Below are 15056 nucleotides of genomic sequence, written 5' to 3' on the forward strand. Positions count from 1 at the left end.
ATTTTTCCTTTTCTTATTTCATTTTTGGAAACCATTGCTGATCCAAGAAACCTGAGAAAATCAGGAAGGACAGCATAACGGTATTGAAAGTAATAAAGATACCAAGAGCCTGGGTCCAGCGATTGTCTGGTAGGGGCTCCAGTCCTTTTGCCTTGCGTTCTTTATTGATGGTCTTTTTCTTCCGCAACCAAGCGTCGTTGATTACAAGACCCAGACCGTGGAAGAGACCATAGGCTACATAATACCAGGTAACCCCATGCCAAAAGCCCATGACCAACATGTTAATGATATAGGCAACGTTTGACGTTGTAATCCGACTCTGAAAGACCTTGTTGCGCATCAAAACCATGACTAGACGCATAAAGACAAAGTCCCGGAACCAGAAGGACAAACTCATGTGCCAACGATTCCAAAATTCCTTTAAGTCACGTGACTTAAAAGGGAGATTAAAGTTGATTGGGCTCTTAATTCCCATCAAATTAGATGCCGCAAGGGCAAACATAGAATAGCCTGCAAAGTCAAAGAAGAGATCCAAACCAAAGACATACATGACCCCTAAGGTGCCTAGGTTAAAGATTCCCCCTTGAAGAAGGGCATAGGTCTTGACATGTCCTAGTAAGAGATGGCCAAAGATATGAGCTAGAATAAACTTATAGAGGAAGCCAAGCATGATATACTTGACGCTCTGCTCCAACATATCTAGAAGCTCATCTCGATCCGGAATCGTCAGATAATCTTCATTGAAGCGTTTGAAGCGGTCGATCGGCCCACTTGAAAAAGTCGGCATAAAGAGCAAGAAACGCAAGAATTCCCAGAGACTAAAGTCTTTGAGGGTTCCGTCTCGCATCTCGATAATCATGCCCACTGCTCGGAAGGTCAGATAAGAGATCCCAAGGAAGCCCATCCAGGACTGGGTGCCATCAATGGCTGGTTGCACCTTCACAAAAACCAAGGGCAAAACGACCAAGAAAGAGTGGAGGTAAAAGACCCACTTGTTGTCACGCTGACTTCGATAGAATTTATAGGAGTAGACCCAAAGGATTTGCCAAAAGAGGTAGAAAAGAACCGCATAGATTTGTTTCAAATCCGTCCCTGTCAGCATTAGAACAATAAATGCGAGACTGACCAAGGCTTCATAGACTGGGAATCGTTTTTTAAAGAAGAGGCCAACAAAGATGGGCAATAAGGCCCCAATCAGATAAATAAAGTAGACCGGGGTTCCATAGGGTTCTAAATGAGGGAGCTGTTTCAAAAACTCGATCATCGGTTGTTAACCTCACTAATCAACCCTTTGATGTCGATTTTCCCGTTTGGAGTTAGCGGTAAACTATCACGGTAAAGGAATTTTGAAGGCATCATATAAGACATCATGATGTGTTCCAAATCTTCCTTGATGGCTTTCGTAATATCAATCTCGCGTTCAAATTGCTCTTTGACGCCATCTTTTAAGATGACATAGGCCAAGAGATTTTGAACCTTATGATCTTTGTTGTAGCGTGGCACTGCAACAGCCGAGTCGATGTACTGAGATTTGTTCAAGTTTTGAGAAACATCTTCTAGTTCAATACGATAGCCATTAAACTTGATCTGGAAGTCCATCCGACCACCATAGAGAAGAAGACCTTCATCTGTCATGGTTCCAACATCTCCCGTATGGTAGGCTGGAAGTCCTTCAAATTCGAAGAAAGCTTCTGCTGTTTTCTCTGGATTATTCATATAACCTTTTGAAACAGCCGGTCCAGACACGATGATCTCTCCTTGCTCTCCATTTGGCAATTTGTTTCCTTCTTCATCAATGATGAAGGTTGGAGAATCTTCTTTGGTATAACCAATTGGCAAGCGTTTAAGAGTCGCTAGCATCTCATCTGTGATAGCAACTGCCGACAAAGCTACCGTCGCTTCTGTTGGTCCGTAAGCGTTGATGATGCGCGCATTTGGGAAACGCTCGCGCAGTTTTTGAGCCGTTTTAACCGTTAACTCTTCCCCATCAAAGTAGAAATGGGTAATGCCTGGCATCTTTTCAGCATTGAAATCTTCAGACAACATGGCCATATCTGCAAAAGATGGCGTTGAAGTCCAGATAGCAATCGGAAGAGAAAAGATAGTCGCAAAGAGTTGTTTAAAGTCTTGAGTGATAGCTGATGGAAGGGCAAAGAGGGTCCCTCCAAGAGCTAAGGTTGGTGCCCAGTACATGACAGACAAGTCAAAGGAATAGGGTGGTTGCGCCAACATTTGCGGACGCTCTGGTGTCGCAAATTCCTTGTCTGTAATCATCCAGTTGGTGAAGCTGAGCAAGTTGTCGTGCGAAATTTGCACCCCTTTTGGTTTTCCAGTTGTTCCAGAAGTAAAGATGATGTAGTAGTTATCATCCCCTTTGACCGGATGTTGCAAGTCATACGCATTCTGAGCCGCATAAGCTTCACGCACTTGCTCCAAGGACATGACTGGAGCAGCTGGGTTTTCAATTGGAAACTCATTGATGGCGATAATTAAGCTTGGCTCAGCCACTTCAACAATAGCAGACACGCGCTCTAAGGCAGAGTGGCTGTCAATTGGGATATAGGCGTGGCCAGACTTGGTCAGGGCCACAAAGGTTGCCAACATTTCATATTCTTGTCCACCAAAGACCACAACAGGTGACTTTTCAGGAAGTCCCATTTGGTCAATGTGGGCCGCTAAGCTATCTGAATCAGCCTTCAATTGGCCATAGGTATGCTCTTCTCCAAGGACATTGTAAACAGGATAGTCTGGTTGTAGTTGGGCGTAACGTTCAATCGCCTCAATCATATCAGTAATTGGTTGGTTTGACACGGTAGGGATCTCCTTTAGAATTCATTGTAAATAAAGCCACCTTGACCTTGACCAAGGTAACTAAAGAAATAGAGTAGGGCTAAGAAAATAGCGAAATACAAGATTGTTTGCCCTATAAATTTATAAAGTGTTTTATGTTTCATCTTTTTCACTCTTCATTTTGATTATCACTGACTATTTTACCATTTTTTGTTCAGTCATAGCAATCCAAACACAAGGAAAAAATACTAGAAAACGTTACCATAAGAGACAATTGAGATCTGCCCTTAAATTGATTGCTTTTCTGATTTAAGTCAACCATCATCTAATCTAAGCCTTATTTTGCCGTTCCGCGACTCTGACGAATCAATTCCAAACACTTGTCTACTTCTACGTCTCTTTCAAAATGAGCTGGAGTCCAGGGAATTTCTATATCCGGTTCAACACCTTTATCCGTCATTCCTCTACCTTGATCTACGCTTAGACAGCGAGAAGTAGGAAACATCAATCGATAATCACCATAATCAACGGTACAACAATTGGAATAGTCTAAAATTCCGAGAGTTGGTCTACCTACCACCGTTACCTTCTTAAACTGCTTCATCATCTGGACAAAATTGTCCCCAGATGAAGCACAATAGATATCTGATAAGATAAAGATCTGTTCGGGATATTGGCCGCCTCTAACCTCTGGGAAGAATTCCTCGTTTTCTTGCTGGTACAGCACATAGCCTTTGCCCCGATAGCGGAGTAGATCCTCTTTCATCTCTTCAAGGAGTTTAATTGTTTCGGAACTAATCTCTTCCTGTTGCATCCAGTCCTCAAAATCCTTCAAGCGTAAGTCGACATTGCGTTCCGTGTAGAGAATTTCCATGCCATCATCATCCCAGTCAAGCGAATCATAGCCCTGACCCTTCTCTAAGCCTAGATGTAATAGAGGGAAATATAAAGAATCTGTCCCTCCACCGTTCTGTCGGACATCAATGAGAAGGAACTTGACTTCCGTCATCATCGGTAAACACTCTTGGTATAAGCGACTAATAGCTCCTTCATCCATAAAGTTATCCAGACAAAGATAAAGAATCTCATCGTCTAACCGTTTCCAAAAAATCTGATCTTGGATCGGCTCTCGACTGGGCGCTACTTCAATGGTCTTTTCTACCCCTTCTCGAAGCAGGGTGACTCTTTTGGACTGAGAGACCAAATCCGCCCATTCTCGGTAGTGTCTTTCGGGGGTCTTACTTATAAAATAGTCCTTATGAAGAGACGCCACCTGCTCCAAGTCACTTCCATCCAGACCTAGGATCTGATCCCCTGCCTGGAGACCAGTGTCTGCATGCGCCTTTTCAACATAAAGTTGATGGTCCATTACACGTAAGAGAAAGCCTTTCTGACCAGCTTTTTTATTCTGAAAGGAGATGTGCCCAATAATACCAAAACTGGCTAGGTAGGACCTGACTTGATAAAGAAAGGCATCATCCGCCATATCATCTGTTATTTTTTCCCGAAAAGGCTCTGGATCACATCCTTTTCGATCTTTGATAGTAGATGAATCGTGAGTCATAATGGAGACGATATCTTCAAAAATAGCTCTCTTTCTCATGCAAGACTCCTTAATTTTTTTAGAAACAGTATACCACTTTTCCTTAAAAAGTTCTTAAACCCCTAAAAAGAGGCTGGGACAAAAGTCCTAGCCTCCTCGCTTCAAATAAGATCACAACGAGCTGTCCCTTACAGGAGAGAAAGATTGTATGAAATAAATACCTACTTCGTACAGCTTCTCTCCTATTTTTTCGTGCTTTTCAATCTTTTATAGTGTACAATAGAAGAAATGATGATCTATGATTAGAAAGGGATTTACATTATGTCTAAAAAAATCACTCTCCTTGCAACTCTCTTTTTGAGTCTTTTCTTCTTGACAGCCTGTATGTCTGATTTTCAATCATATTTCAAACCGGAAGAAACAAGCACTGGTTCCTCCTCTAAAAAACAAGAGAAAAGTGAAAAAGAAGCCTCATCTTCTAAAAAATCATCTAAAGCTAGCTCTTCGAACAAAGAAAAGAAAGAGTCTAAGACAAAAACCAGCTCAAGCAAAAAAATGGAGGTGTTCCCTGCCAATGCTAGCGAAGCCCCCAAGGACAAGATCTATGCAACTGGTGATTCTGTCGTTTACTATAAAAAATATGACGGTGGATTAAAAGTGCATACACCTGATTTCGAAGGCTATACAACAAAAATAGTCAAAAAAATTCTTGGTAAACCTGAAAAAACCCATGTTGATTCAAATTATATGCTCGAGACCTTTTCAGAAAAGGAAAAAGAAAACCTTGTTAATCTCTATCAAGAGGGCCTTTTAACTGACGAGCAACTCCATGCTTTTTGGGCTGGTGTAGTCGATCTAGCTCAAACGGCTCAATTAGAGCAAACTTTTACAGTCTTTACCTACAAAGAAGGACAAGTTCAACTTGTCTTTAAGGGTGACAACCTTGTCTATGTTACTCCAGATCCTGAAGTGCTTTATTTTAACTAAGAAAAATCCCCTTTCTCTTCAGAGAAGGGGATTTGTTTCACATGAAACTATGGATAGAGGTAGTTTAGTCTTCTTCCATCTTTTGAGGTTGATAGGCCAGCATTCCTAAACCAATACACAGCATCAAAACCAGGGTAAGGAAGGTGACTTGCCCGCCTATCTGACCAGACAAGGAAATGGTTTCCCTTAGTCCCGATACGGTATAGCTCATCGGCAACAGCGGATGAACGGTTTGGAAGAAACGATTAGTGAGGGCAAGCGGATAAGTTCCTGCACTAGAAGCCAGTTGAAGGAGCAAGAGAATCAAAGAGATAAAAGCTCCTACCTTGTTGTTCCATGTCGTTAAGGCCGTCACCATGGACATGAAGGTCACACTTCCTAGCACACAGAGGAAAAGTGTCAAAGCTTCATGGTTTGCTGCCATCCCTAGCAGATGAACAGCTCCGTAGACCAGGACACCAGCCAAGACAGCAATTATCCCGTTCACTTCCAATCTCGATTTCAGCCAAGCCCAACGACTTTCTGGATGACGCCCAGATGGCAATTTGGCAAAAATCATATTGGTAGAAAGAGCAGCGACGAAAAGGGCAACTGATATCATATAAGGCGCCATTCCCACTCCATTCACTGAAACATTATCATGGTCTGTCTTTGAAAGGGTAATTGGATCTGACAATACGCTGGCATTTTCTTTTTTAGTGCTAGCGCTATTTAATTGGTCCTTAGCCGAACTCAAGCCTTGACTGAGATTCTGACTACCTGTTTGGAGATCCCCCAAGCCCCCGACAAGAACTTGGCCTCCTGTCGCTAATTGACCAGAGCCATCAGCTATTTTACTTGCACCATCCGCCAATTGATAAGAACCTGATAGTAACTGAGCTGATTTATCCGATAACTGATCGACTCCTGATACGAGTTGATCAACACCGCTAGCTAAAACTGGTGTTTGAGTGTTTAATTGACCAATCCCACTGGCCAGTTGTCCAGCACCTGTTGTTAATTCGCTAGACTTACTAGTCAATTGGTTGGCCCCTGAAACTAATTGGTCCATTCCCATAATCAGAGTTGGCATCTTTCCATTTAGTTCTCCCAATCCTGTTGCTAGTTGACTGCTTCCAGATACCAAATCCGCAGATTTCTGCTCCAGTTGACTGGTCCCCGCACTCAATTGAGTAGCGCCTGCTATCAAGGTGCTACTATTATCATTAAGCTGACTAGCTCCGCCAGCTAACTGGTCCACCCCTGTCGTATAGAGTTGCACTCCTTGGTTGAGAGTTTGGCTAGCTGGTAGAAGTTGCTCTGTCACTGCTATCTGCACGGAGCTCAAGCTAGTTGAAAGAGTATTCAAGGTAGACGAAGCTGTTGGCAAGATCTGATTGGCACTTTCTTTTACTGTGGCCAAGGGACTCTCGGTCGTTAAGCCTTCTTGCAAACCTTGAACGGTAGTTAAAATCGCTTGAGCAGCAGTCTCCGTCGTACTTGAAGCAGCAGACACAGCAGCCGTCAGTTCTGCCTGTTGTTCGGCTGTCATCGATTGATAGGCAGCAGTAGCTTGAAGATTGGCTAGTACTGAATTGCGGTCAGCCTGTGCTGCAGCTGAAATCCCTTGAGCAGAGGTGGCAATGGTTGCCAATGCTGTGCTGAGTTGACTAGTATCTCCGCTCGTGTTCTGAATAGCTTCATTTAATCGGGTGAGGCCTGCTGTTAATTGGGCAAGCTGCTCTTGTTGACTTGGTGACGGAGAAAGTTGTGTAGATAAGGTTTGAATTCCTGTTTCTAACTGAGACACTCCATTTCTCAATGCTTCCGATTGACCACTTAATTGACTAGCTCCACCACTGAGAGTAGCAAGCCCTGTGCTATAGTTTGTTAGACCATTCGTCAAATTGCTAGCACCAACATTCAACTGACTGACTCCTTTTGTGTAGGTATCCAGTCCTGTTGTGAGAGTGTTCATTCCTGTATGCAATTGGCCAATTCCAGAGGCTAACTGAGGCGTTTGACTAGCCATTTGGTTCAAACCATCTCCAAGTTGTCCAACACCAGACGTATAGGCCGTCAGTCCACTACTAAAGGAGGTAAAACCATTATGAAGTTGCCCAACTCCCGATACGAGGGTCGGAACTTTCTCCTTCATTTGGTGAAGACCTGTCGCTAATTGACCAACTCCATTGGTGTAGGCCAAGAGTCCTGTGCTAAGAGTCTGTGCCCCATTTGAGAAAGACAGACTCGAATTGGACAAGGTTGTCAAATGGTCTGTCAGGGTTTGCCCACCCTCTTTTAACTGACCAGCACCGGTTGCCAGCTTTTGACTTCCTTCAGCTGCTGTTCCCATTCCTGTCTTCAAACTCCCCATCTTTTCAAAAAGAGCGTTGGTATAGGTTTTGGTAACATTACTAGCAACGGTTTGCTGAATTTTTATCATGGCTGAATCACTCATCTTACCAGCAATAAAGCTATGGCCGCTAGATGTTTGGTAGGCAATGGTCATTTGTTCGGGATGATTGCTTAAGATAGAAGCCGCTTTAGCGGATAGATCTTGGGGCAAGGTCACCACCATATAATAATCACCCTTTTTCAGTCCTTCTTTAGCTGCTGTTTCATCGACAATATGAAAGTCCAGAGCATCACTCTTCTCAAAATTGGACACCATGTCTTTTCCAATTGTTAATTCTTGTTCTTGATAACGAGCTGGCTGATCTTGATTGACAACTGCTACCGGCAAGTCCGAAACCTTGCCATAAGGATCCCACATAGAAGATAGAAAGATCACATTATAGAGAGCTGGTATCAAAGCAACCCCTAACATCACAACCATAATGGTCGGTTTTCTAAAAATCGCTTTCCATTCCTTAAACATTTTTTGTCTCCTTTTTATACACATTGTCTAATTTTTTGATATAATTGATTATACAGTTCTTTTGAAAAACCGCAAGTTAAAAAAGCAATTTTTGGACACTGTGTATAATTTTGTATATAAAAGAAAGGGACTAGAATGGTTACCGAAAGCAACAAGAGAATAAAAACAAAACGGATCATCCAGGAAGCCATGGTTGACCTACTTCATAGAGAGTCCTTTGATGAGATTTCAACCGTTCAGTTGGCAAAAGAGGCTGGTATCAGCCGGAGTAGCTTCTATACTCACTACCGCGATAAGTATGATATGATCGAGCGCTACCAACAGGAATTTTTCCACAAAGTTGAATACATCTTTGACAAACAAAAAGAAGATAAACACCAAGCCGTTACCGAAGTTTTCGAATTTCTCACCAAGGAGCCCCTCTTTGCTGTCCTTCTAACCGAGAATGGGACAAAAGAAATTCAATCCTTCTTACGGCATAAACTACAAGTTCTACTAGTCGATAGCTTGCAAGAGCGTTATGGCCATCGATCTTTGACAGAAATCGAAAGAGACTACAGTTCTGTCTACCTCACCAATGCCTTCTTTGGAGTCTGTCAAATGTGGGTTGCGCGAGGCCAAAAAGAAAGCCCGCAACAAATGGCTGACTTCCTATTAAAAATGCTGGAATAAAAAAGAGACCTCGGTCTCTTTTTCTATTATCCTTCTTTAGTTCCCCGCTCCTAAAAATTGATCCACAAAGAAACTGAAGTAAGATTTTTCTCCTGTAATCAAGACACACTTCCCTTCCAAACCGTACCGTAGGAGCTTGGCCTCATGATCCTTAAGACGAAGAACTCCCTCTATTTTGAAAAAGTTGCCTTGTTCTGTCCGAGTTGCACTCGAAGCTATTGAGCTAATACGGACTTCTAGCGTAATTGGTTTTTGTTTACTTCCCTGCGTGCTAAAGCGAATCCGATCTCCCACATGAATCGTGGCTATATCTTTTGAAGGAATATAGGTGACAATCTTGACTTCTTTTTCTTTCTGAATGAGAGGATAAACTACAGCCAGAGGAGTCCCTTCCGCTACAATATTCGCTCCTTTTGTTTCATCATTCAAATGGAGCACCCCTTCACCCTTCGCTAGAATCCGAGTCTTCTGAAGAAGAGTTTCTTGTGTTTTTACCTTACTGTCTAGATCTGCGATTTGCTGAGAAAGAAGCAGAAGATCTTGTCCGACCTTACTCAGTTGTTGAGCTTTCAGGGAGGCTATTTGACTATCTAAACTGGTCGAATAAGCTTGTTGGCTTCCGGATCCCGCATATTGGATTCGATAATTAGAAATACTTGCCTCTAACTGCTGGATTTGACTATCCAGCTGGCCAATAAAAGAAGCTTGTGCTTGAGCGTTTTCCTCTCCGTGTGCTTGCTGAGCGTAACTCTGGTAGAAAGAGTAAAGTGGATGAGTCGCATCCAGACTTCTCCCCTCTAGTAGAGCTGATTTTAGACTATGGTAATCAGCTAAGCGCTTCTCTTGGTCTTGGATAACTTGGCCAATTTCTGCTTGACTGGAACTTGCACTGGCATTTTGAGAAGCAATGGTTGCATTTTGTTGATGGGCTTGAGCTTGGAGAATCGCTATCTGTTGCTGGTAATCCTTAAACAGCTGGTCATAACCAAAATGCTCATTTCCTGTAAACTGGCTCTCCCCTGTCTCAATGCTCGTTTTCAACAATTTTAATTGTTCCTCCTGTTTCTTTAAGAGGTCTAGCTGTTGCGTTAAGCTCATTCCTTGTTGTTTTTCCTGGTCCTCTTGGTATTCTACCAAGATTTCTCCCTTCTTAATCTCTTTATTTTCCTTTAGATGGTTGACTTGAATGGGAGAATTACTGGTTGATTGGATTTGATCAATCACGCGCGTAGCTTCAATTGTCCCTCGACTAGACAAGGTCACTTCCTTCTTGGCAAAGACAGAGAATCCCACAACAAAAAGTAGTAAAAGAAAACAAGGGACTACCCATAAACTAGCAAAATTATGGAAACGTTTCTGATAGAATTCTGCACTTTCAAAATATTTTTCGTTCATCATACTCTCTTTTTTCTCCTAGTCCTCTCTTAACAAGTAACTAAATGGCTGTAATAGCCATTCTTTTTCAGTAGTTCTTCATGGCTTCCCTCTTCCTTAAGACGACCTTGGTCCATGAGGAAGACTTTTTCAGACCGTTCTGCAATCGTTAACCGATGGGCGATAAAGATAATGGTCTTATCTAAGGCCATCAAGCGGTCCACAATTTTCTTCTCCGTCAAGATATCTAGGCTGCTGGTCGCTTCATCCAGAATCAGAATAGGAGCATCCGTTAACAAAGCACGCGCCAAAGCAATCCGCTGCAGTTGTCCACCAGAAATTCCCATACCATCCGTTGTTAATTCCGTTTGGTAATTGAGGGGCATGCGCTCAATATCTTCTCGAATTCCTGCGATTTCAACAGCGCGCAAGATATCTTCCTGACTAGTTCCTTCCCGCGCTCCTAGTAACAAGTTCTCTAATATTGTGCCATTAAAGACATAGGGCTGCTGGGGTAAATAATTGATTTGCTGGCGGAGCAAGGTTTTATCCACTTGCTGGATATCCCTTCCTCCCAGACGAATCGTTCCTTTAGTGGGTTGGTAGAAATTCACCATCATTTTAGCTAGCGTTGTTTTTCCAGAACCTGAAATACCGACAAAACTTACCTTGCTCCCTCTTTTGATTCTTAAGTTAATATCTGTTAGAACATTGGCCCCGAAACCGTACTTGTAATCTACTCCCTCAAATACTAGATCACCATCGAGAGCCTCACGCTCTTGAAGGGGCTTCTTCTCTGCGAACTCAGAGTCTATCAGATAGACTTCATTCAGACGGGTATTAGCTACTCGGGCGGCTTGAAGTTTGGTTTGGAGGTTGATCAAATTCTCTAGAGGCCCTGTGAAATAAACAAGGAGAGTATTGTAGGTAATCAGCTGACCCAAACTCAATTCTTGCTTCATGACCAAATGAGCTCCCATCCACAAGACCAAAACATTCAAAATCAACTGAGCCAAGTGCTTGAGCCCCTTTTGAAGACTTTCCGCCTTGCTCATGGCAAAGGACTTCTTCAGATAATCCACAAATTCTGAGTCAATCTTTTGATAACGACTACGCTCACTGGTAAGAGACTTGATGGTTTCAATCCCATTGATATCTTCGATAATAGAAGAAGACAAGACACTATTGGCTTCCATAGTTTCATTATTTAAGCGCTCAAAAGGCTTCATAAAGGCAAAAATAATGACTGCATAAATCGGCAGCAAGAGAATGGTCAAGAAAAAGAGATGAGCATTTTGACTAAACAGGACTACTGATAAAATCAGGACGATGGATAGATCCAAAAAGATTGAAAGTAGCGTACTAGCCAGAGCATCAATAATGCGGTTGGCATCTGTAAAACGCGACACCACTTCCCCTGTCCGTCGAGTTGCAAAGAAACTCATGGGCAACTGAAAAACATGCTTAATATAGGACAGAATGACATCAATAGACAAGCGTTGACCTAATACCAAGAGCAAATAATCCTGAGCGTAGGTGAGGATTTGCTGTAAGATGTAAACCACAATCAAACCTAGTGAAATCACAGTCAAGGTCTGCTTCATCTGATCAGGCACATAGGTATCAATAATTGATTGTAGGTAGTAAGAACCAACAATATTGATGAGGGTTACCAATAACGTTGCAAGAACAATATGCAGAACCAATTGCCGCTGTTTAAACAAAAGAGGGACAAAGTCTAGGAGCCCATTTTTCTTTTCCTTACTAGGTTGATAGGCCGGAGTCGGGGCCAAGGCAATGACAATCCCTGTCCATTCCTTTTCAAACTCTTCGATCGTCAATTTGGTCATCTTTACTTTTGGATCTGGATCTGCTACGTAAAGATGTTTTTTATCTTTCTTATACACTACGTAATAATGAGGGAGACGCCCATCCTTGATCACGTGGACAATCAATGGATAGGTCACTCCTTCTAAGTCAAAAAGAGTGCGGTCTGCTCGAAAGGCGCGTGTCTCAAAGCCCAACTCTTCAGCTACCTTGACCAAACCTAAGGCAGTCGTTCCATCTGCAGTCGTTTTTGCCTTCTCCCGCAGACTAGCTAAAGAATAGTATGATCCATAGTAGCCAAAGACCATGGCTAAAGCTGCAACACCACAGTCTCTCATGTCAACTTGTTGGCGATAATGTTTTTTCTTAAATCCCATAAGAACCCTTTCCAATCGTTTGTTTCATCTTAACAAAATGGGCAATCTGAGTAGAAAAAATCGCTATTTGGTTTATTATTTTAGGTATTTGGTCATAAAAATCTCCAAATCAGGAGAATGATCATTTATTTTGAAAAAGAAAAACCGCCTATTTTTACAGGCGGTCATTTCTTTCTATGAAGCAAGCATAGGGAACAAATATCTAAGCAAACCCAGAAATCAACAGTTTAAGACAAAGCAAAAAGCCCACAACCATGGGCTTTTCGTAAGATATATCTTAAAATTAAAGCATTTTGTTGTAGAATTAGGAATGTCTTACTTTATGTTTCCTTAGAGTTCTCTAACCCTTATATCACGCGCTTTTTAACGAAAACTAATAATACTACTTTTTACTACTTGTTCCTCCAAGGGGAGCAAAAGGGGGAGCAAAAAAAACGCATAATATTTTAATGAGTTCAGCAGGCAAGAACTAGCACCCTCACACGGTGCTTTTTTCATCTATAAAAGTGGTAGGCTACCGCGCACCAAAAGTGGGTGCTCGATGTCCTACCACCTAGTTAAATTATAGCATATCTTATACACTTTTTCACATTTTAAAAGCTTTTAAAAGAATTTTTAACGCAAAAGAGGGCGCGCGCTTTTTATGTCAAAAACAAAAATGGTAGGCGTCCGCGCACCAATGGGTGCTCGAAGGCCTACCACATAGTTAAATTATAACATATCTCAATTGTTTTTTCATGTCTATGTAACAGGAAACAATTATACCATATCAACCCCTGCTTTATTATTCGTAAATGACAAGAAAAAGCGCTCAGATCTCTCTAGGTGCTTAATATTTATAGCCGATTTCTTTTTTTATTTTGTCAAATTTTTGCTTCACTTTCGTGTCGGATATATACCTTTCAGCAAGTGAACCATAACCAACCCCTTGAGGGTTAGCTAAAATACTTTTTACATTATCAATATCTTCCTCGGTGTAGTTATCTGAAAAGCTCATCCATTTAAAAAATGAATCCAACAAAACCTCGACAACAAATCCTTTACGCTTTAAATCAACCAAAGCGCAACGTCCGTCTGTTAGTGTAACTAGAATATTGTTACGACTGTCATCTATACCTATGATTTTATTTAACTCGAACAATTTGTAACCTTCTTTCACAACAAGATAAATAGAAGAGGTAATGGTGTTTCTCAGTGTAATTATATCATTTTGATAGATTTTTGTTTCTCGAAGAAATTGCCAATTTTATTTACAGCAGGTACATACTCAATCAAATCCTAACCTATGTTAAAACTTCAAAAAGGGAATTTTTCATACAAAATAGGGGAGCGTCCACTGGCTAAATGAACTATAGCCCCGTTATTTATCAGTGGGGGCTAAAATAGCCTCTAAATTACGAATTGCGCTACTTTTAACACGGCTGATAGTGCTTGCTGAACGGTCTAGCGTTCGCGCTGTTCTTTCCCTTGAATAACCATGAATATAGAAATACCTTAATACAAGTTTCTCTAGTGGATCTCCCAGCCTCTCAATCGCTTTTACTATTTCTGTTCGCTCATCTAGTAACTGCTCAAGTTTCTGATAGATTTGATCTGATTTATCGATTATACTGACATTTAATTCTTCCGTTTTGTTCCCTCTCTTTGTCCTTATTGGATCATGGGAAAGAACCTGTCCTTTTAGAACTAATGACTTTAACGCTATCAATTCATTATTTAACGTTTCTACGTCTGTCTCATAGTTTTTCAAGCGATCTAAGCGCTGTTTTGCGTTCATATTTCATCTCCTATCATAACCATTTCTCGTGGTTCGCTCTAGGTTCAAACCTAGACTACTAAAACAAAATGTTTTTAATATCCTTTGTTTATTTCAAGTTCTAGGGCTTCTATCCGTGTTTTAAGATCTTCTATCTCCATGCCCTTGTATGCCATCTCCAGAATCGTTTTACAAGCCTGTACCCTTGCGTATGGGCTTGCTTTTGTATTGTCTGCTACTTCATACAAAACCTCTACAGCCCTCCCGCTCGCTTGTAATAGCATACTTGTAGAACGTTTGAGCATTTCCTGTCTTAATCGTGAGTATTCTGCAGAAAAATCTTTATTCTTCAAATACCTATAAGCGGTTTTCTTTGTTATTCCTGCTCTTTCTATCGCCTTATCCATAGTAGGCTCACTCACAAGTGCTATCAAGAACAACTCTTGTTTTGGTTTCAAGTTTGTAATATTTAACACCTCCTATCAATTCAAAATTTAGATTATTCTTCTCCTGTTACTTTTATAACGTCATTTGAGTTTATCCATTCTTTAAATTCATTCTCATTTTTAAAAACTATTGTCTTATCATGTGATCTTAAACTTTTTGGATATTCATTTTCTTTTTCGTCCCACTCTCCCAGCCATACCTCAATAGTTGTATGCTTGTTTTTATCTCGCTGTATGGTTTCCAGTCGTTTCAATTTCTTTGATAGATCCATTTTCTGCACCTCTTTTTTACAAACTAAGGCGATCACCAAAGATCTAAAGATCTAAGAGACCGCCTATTGTTTATATTCCTATTTTACGGTGTCATTTATACCCAGTTTGTAGTATTTCTTGCTATTCTTCATTTTTGGGATAAGCTCGATTT

Annotated in this window: 13 protein-coding genes; 2 read left to right on the plus strand and 11 right to left on the minus strand. The window is 41.3% G+C overall.

All coding sequences use genetic code 11. The features are described from left to right. Positions 1 to 13: 13 nt before the first annotated feature. The 4 genes from dltB to DW738_RS07625 all read right to left on the minus strand — a co-directional run bounded on the left by dltB (position 14) and on the right by DW738_RS07625 (position 4393). Positions 14 to 1264 (minus strand): D-alanyl-lipoteichoic acid biosynthesis protein DltB, encoded by a 1251-nt coding sequence (gene dltB, locus DW738_RS07610; RefSeq protein WP_023024745.1) that lies wholly within the window; start codon positions 1262 to 1264, stop codon positions 14 to 16. After that, positions 1261 to 2811, minus strand: a complete 1551-nt coding sequence (gene dltA, locus DW738_RS07615; RefSeq protein ID WP_123159933.1) for a D-alanine--poly(phosphoribitol) ligase subunit DltA — start codon at positions 2809 to 2811, stop codon at positions 1261 to 1263. The genes dltB and dltA overlap by 4 nt, the downstream gene beginning before the upstream one ends. A 14-nt stretch (positions 2812 to 2825) precedes the next feature. Beyond that, positions 2826 to 2954 (minus strand): teichoic acid D-Ala incorporation-associated protein DltX, encoded by a 129-nt coding sequence (locus DW738_RS07620; protein WP_006595368.1) that lies wholly within the window; start codon positions 2952 to 2954, stop codon positions 2826 to 2828. A gap of 173 nt (positions 2955 to 3127) precedes the next feature. Beyond that, complete coding sequence (locus DW738_RS07625; RefSeq protein ID WP_023024749.1) at positions 3128 to 4393, minus strand: S41 family peptidase; 1266 nt, start codon at positions 4391 to 4393, stop codon at positions 3128 to 3130. Between the two features lie 261 nt (positions 4394 to 4654). Between DW738_RS07625 and DW738_RS07630 the strand changes: the two genes are divergently transcribed. Next, positions 4655 to 5320 carry a DUF4947 domain-containing protein gene (locus tag DW738_RS07630; RefSeq protein ID WP_229039010.1) on the plus strand — a complete coding sequence of 222 codons (666 nt, stop codon included), beginning with the start codon at positions 4655 to 4657 and terminating at the stop codon, positions 5318 to 5320. A 64-nt stretch (positions 5321 to 5384) separates the two neighbouring features. On the opposite strand, the gene DW738_RS07635 is transcribed toward DW738_RS07630, so the two are convergent. Further along, positions 5385 to 8180 (minus strand): YhgE/Pip domain-containing protein, encoded by a 2796-nt coding sequence (locus DW738_RS07635; protein ID WP_123160728.1) that lies wholly within the window; start codon positions 8178 to 8180, stop codon positions 5385 to 5387. A gap of 135 nt (positions 8181 to 8315) precedes the next feature. On the opposite strand from DW738_RS07635, the gene DW738_RS07640 reads away from it, so the two are divergent. Further along, positions 8316 to 8852, plus strand: coding sequence for a TetR/AcrR family transcriptional regulator (locus DW738_RS07640; protein WP_023024755.1), 537 nt, complete (start codon positions 8316 to 8318; stop codon positions 8850 to 8852). A 36-nt stretch (positions 8853 to 8888) separates the two neighbouring features. Here the strand turns inward: DW738_RS07640 and DW738_RS07645 are convergent, their stop codons facing one another. From DW738_RS07645 to DW738_RS07670, 6 genes are all read right to left on the minus strand, one after another. Next, on the minus strand, positions 8889 to 10250 hold the full coding sequence (locus tag DW738_RS07645; RefSeq protein ID WP_123160729.1) for a bacteriocin secretion accessory protein: 1362 nt from the start codon (positions 10248 to 10250) through the stop codon (positions 8889 to 8891). A 26-nt stretch (positions 10251 to 10276) separates the two neighbouring features. Next, positions 10277 to 12430 (minus strand): peptide cleavage/export ABC transporter ComA, encoded by a 2154-nt coding sequence (gene comA / locus DW738_RS07650; protein ID WP_123160730.1) that lies wholly within the window; start codon positions 12428 to 12430, stop codon positions 10277 to 10279. Positions 12431 to 13259: 829 nt separating this feature from the next. Next, on the minus strand, positions 13260 to 13571 hold the full coding sequence (locus DW738_RS07655; protein ID WP_123160731.1) for a hypothetical protein: 312 nt from the start codon (positions 13569 to 13571) through the stop codon (positions 13260 to 13262). A gap of 219 nt (positions 13572 to 13790) precedes the next feature. Continuing rightward, positions 13791 to 14207, minus strand: a complete 417-nt coding sequence (locus tag DW738_RS07660) for a DUF1492 domain-containing protein (protein ID WP_123160732.1) — start codon at positions 14205 to 14207, stop codon at positions 13791 to 13793. Positions 14208 to 14281: 74 nt separating this feature from the next. After that, positions 14282 to 14644, minus strand: coding sequence for a phage replication protein (locus DW738_RS07665; RefSeq protein WP_239665215.1), 363 nt, complete (start codon positions 14642 to 14644; stop codon positions 14282 to 14284). A gap of 41 nt (positions 14645 to 14685) precedes the next feature. After that, complete coding sequence (locus DW738_RS07670) at positions 14686 to 14904, minus strand: hypothetical protein (RefSeq protein ID WP_123160733.1); 219 nt, start codon at positions 14902 to 14904, stop codon at positions 14686 to 14688. Positions 14905 to 15056 lie beyond the last annotated feature (152 nt).

It is taken from the genome of Streptococcus sp. AM28-20, from assembly GCF_003603595.1.
Classification (GTDB): domain Bacteria; phylum Bacillota; class Bacilli; order Lactobacillales; family Streptococcaceae; genus Streptococcus; species Streptococcus ilei.

Excerpts from the sequence above, each read along its gene's own strand:
- dltB (WP_023024745.1), bottom strand. The coding sequence starts at position 1,264 with ATGATCGAGTTTTTGAAACAGCTCCCTCATTTAGAACCCTATGGAACC.
- DW738_RS07620 (WP_006595368.1), bottom strand. The coding sequence starts at position 2,954 with ATGAAACATAAAACACTTTATAAATTTATAGGGCAAACAATCTTGTAT.
- DW738_RS07625 (WP_023024749.1), bottom strand. The coding sequence starts at position 4,393 with ATGAGAAAGAGAGCTATTTTTGAAGATATCGTCTCCATTATGACTCAC.
- DW738_RS07630 (WP_229039010.1), top strand. The coding sequence starts at position 4,655 with ATGTCTAAAAAAATCACTCTCCTTGCAACTCTCTTTTTGAGTCTTTTC.
- DW738_RS07635 (WP_123160728.1), bottom strand. The coding sequence starts at position 8,180 with ATGTTTAAGGAATGGAAAGCGATTTTTAGAAAACCGACCATTATGGTT.
- DW738_RS07640 (WP_023024755.1), top strand. The coding sequence starts at position 8,316 with ATGGTTACCGAAAGCAACAAGAGAATAAAAACAAAACGGATCATCCAG.
- DW738_RS07645 (WP_123160729.1), bottom strand. The coding sequence starts at position 10,250 with ATGATGAACGAAAAATATTTTGAAAGTGCAGAATTCTATCAGAAACGT.
- comA (WP_123160730.1), bottom strand. The coding sequence starts at position 12,430 with ATGGGATTTAAGAAAAAACATTATCGCCAACAAGTTGACATGAGAGAC.
- DW738_RS07660 (WP_123160732.1), bottom strand. The coding sequence starts at position 14,207 with ATGAACGCAAAACAGCGCTTAGATCGCTTGAAAAACTATGAGACAGAC.
- DW738_RS07670 (WP_123160733.1), bottom strand. The coding sequence starts at position 14,904 with ATGGATCTATCAAAGAAATTGAAACGACTGGAAACCATACAGCGAGAT.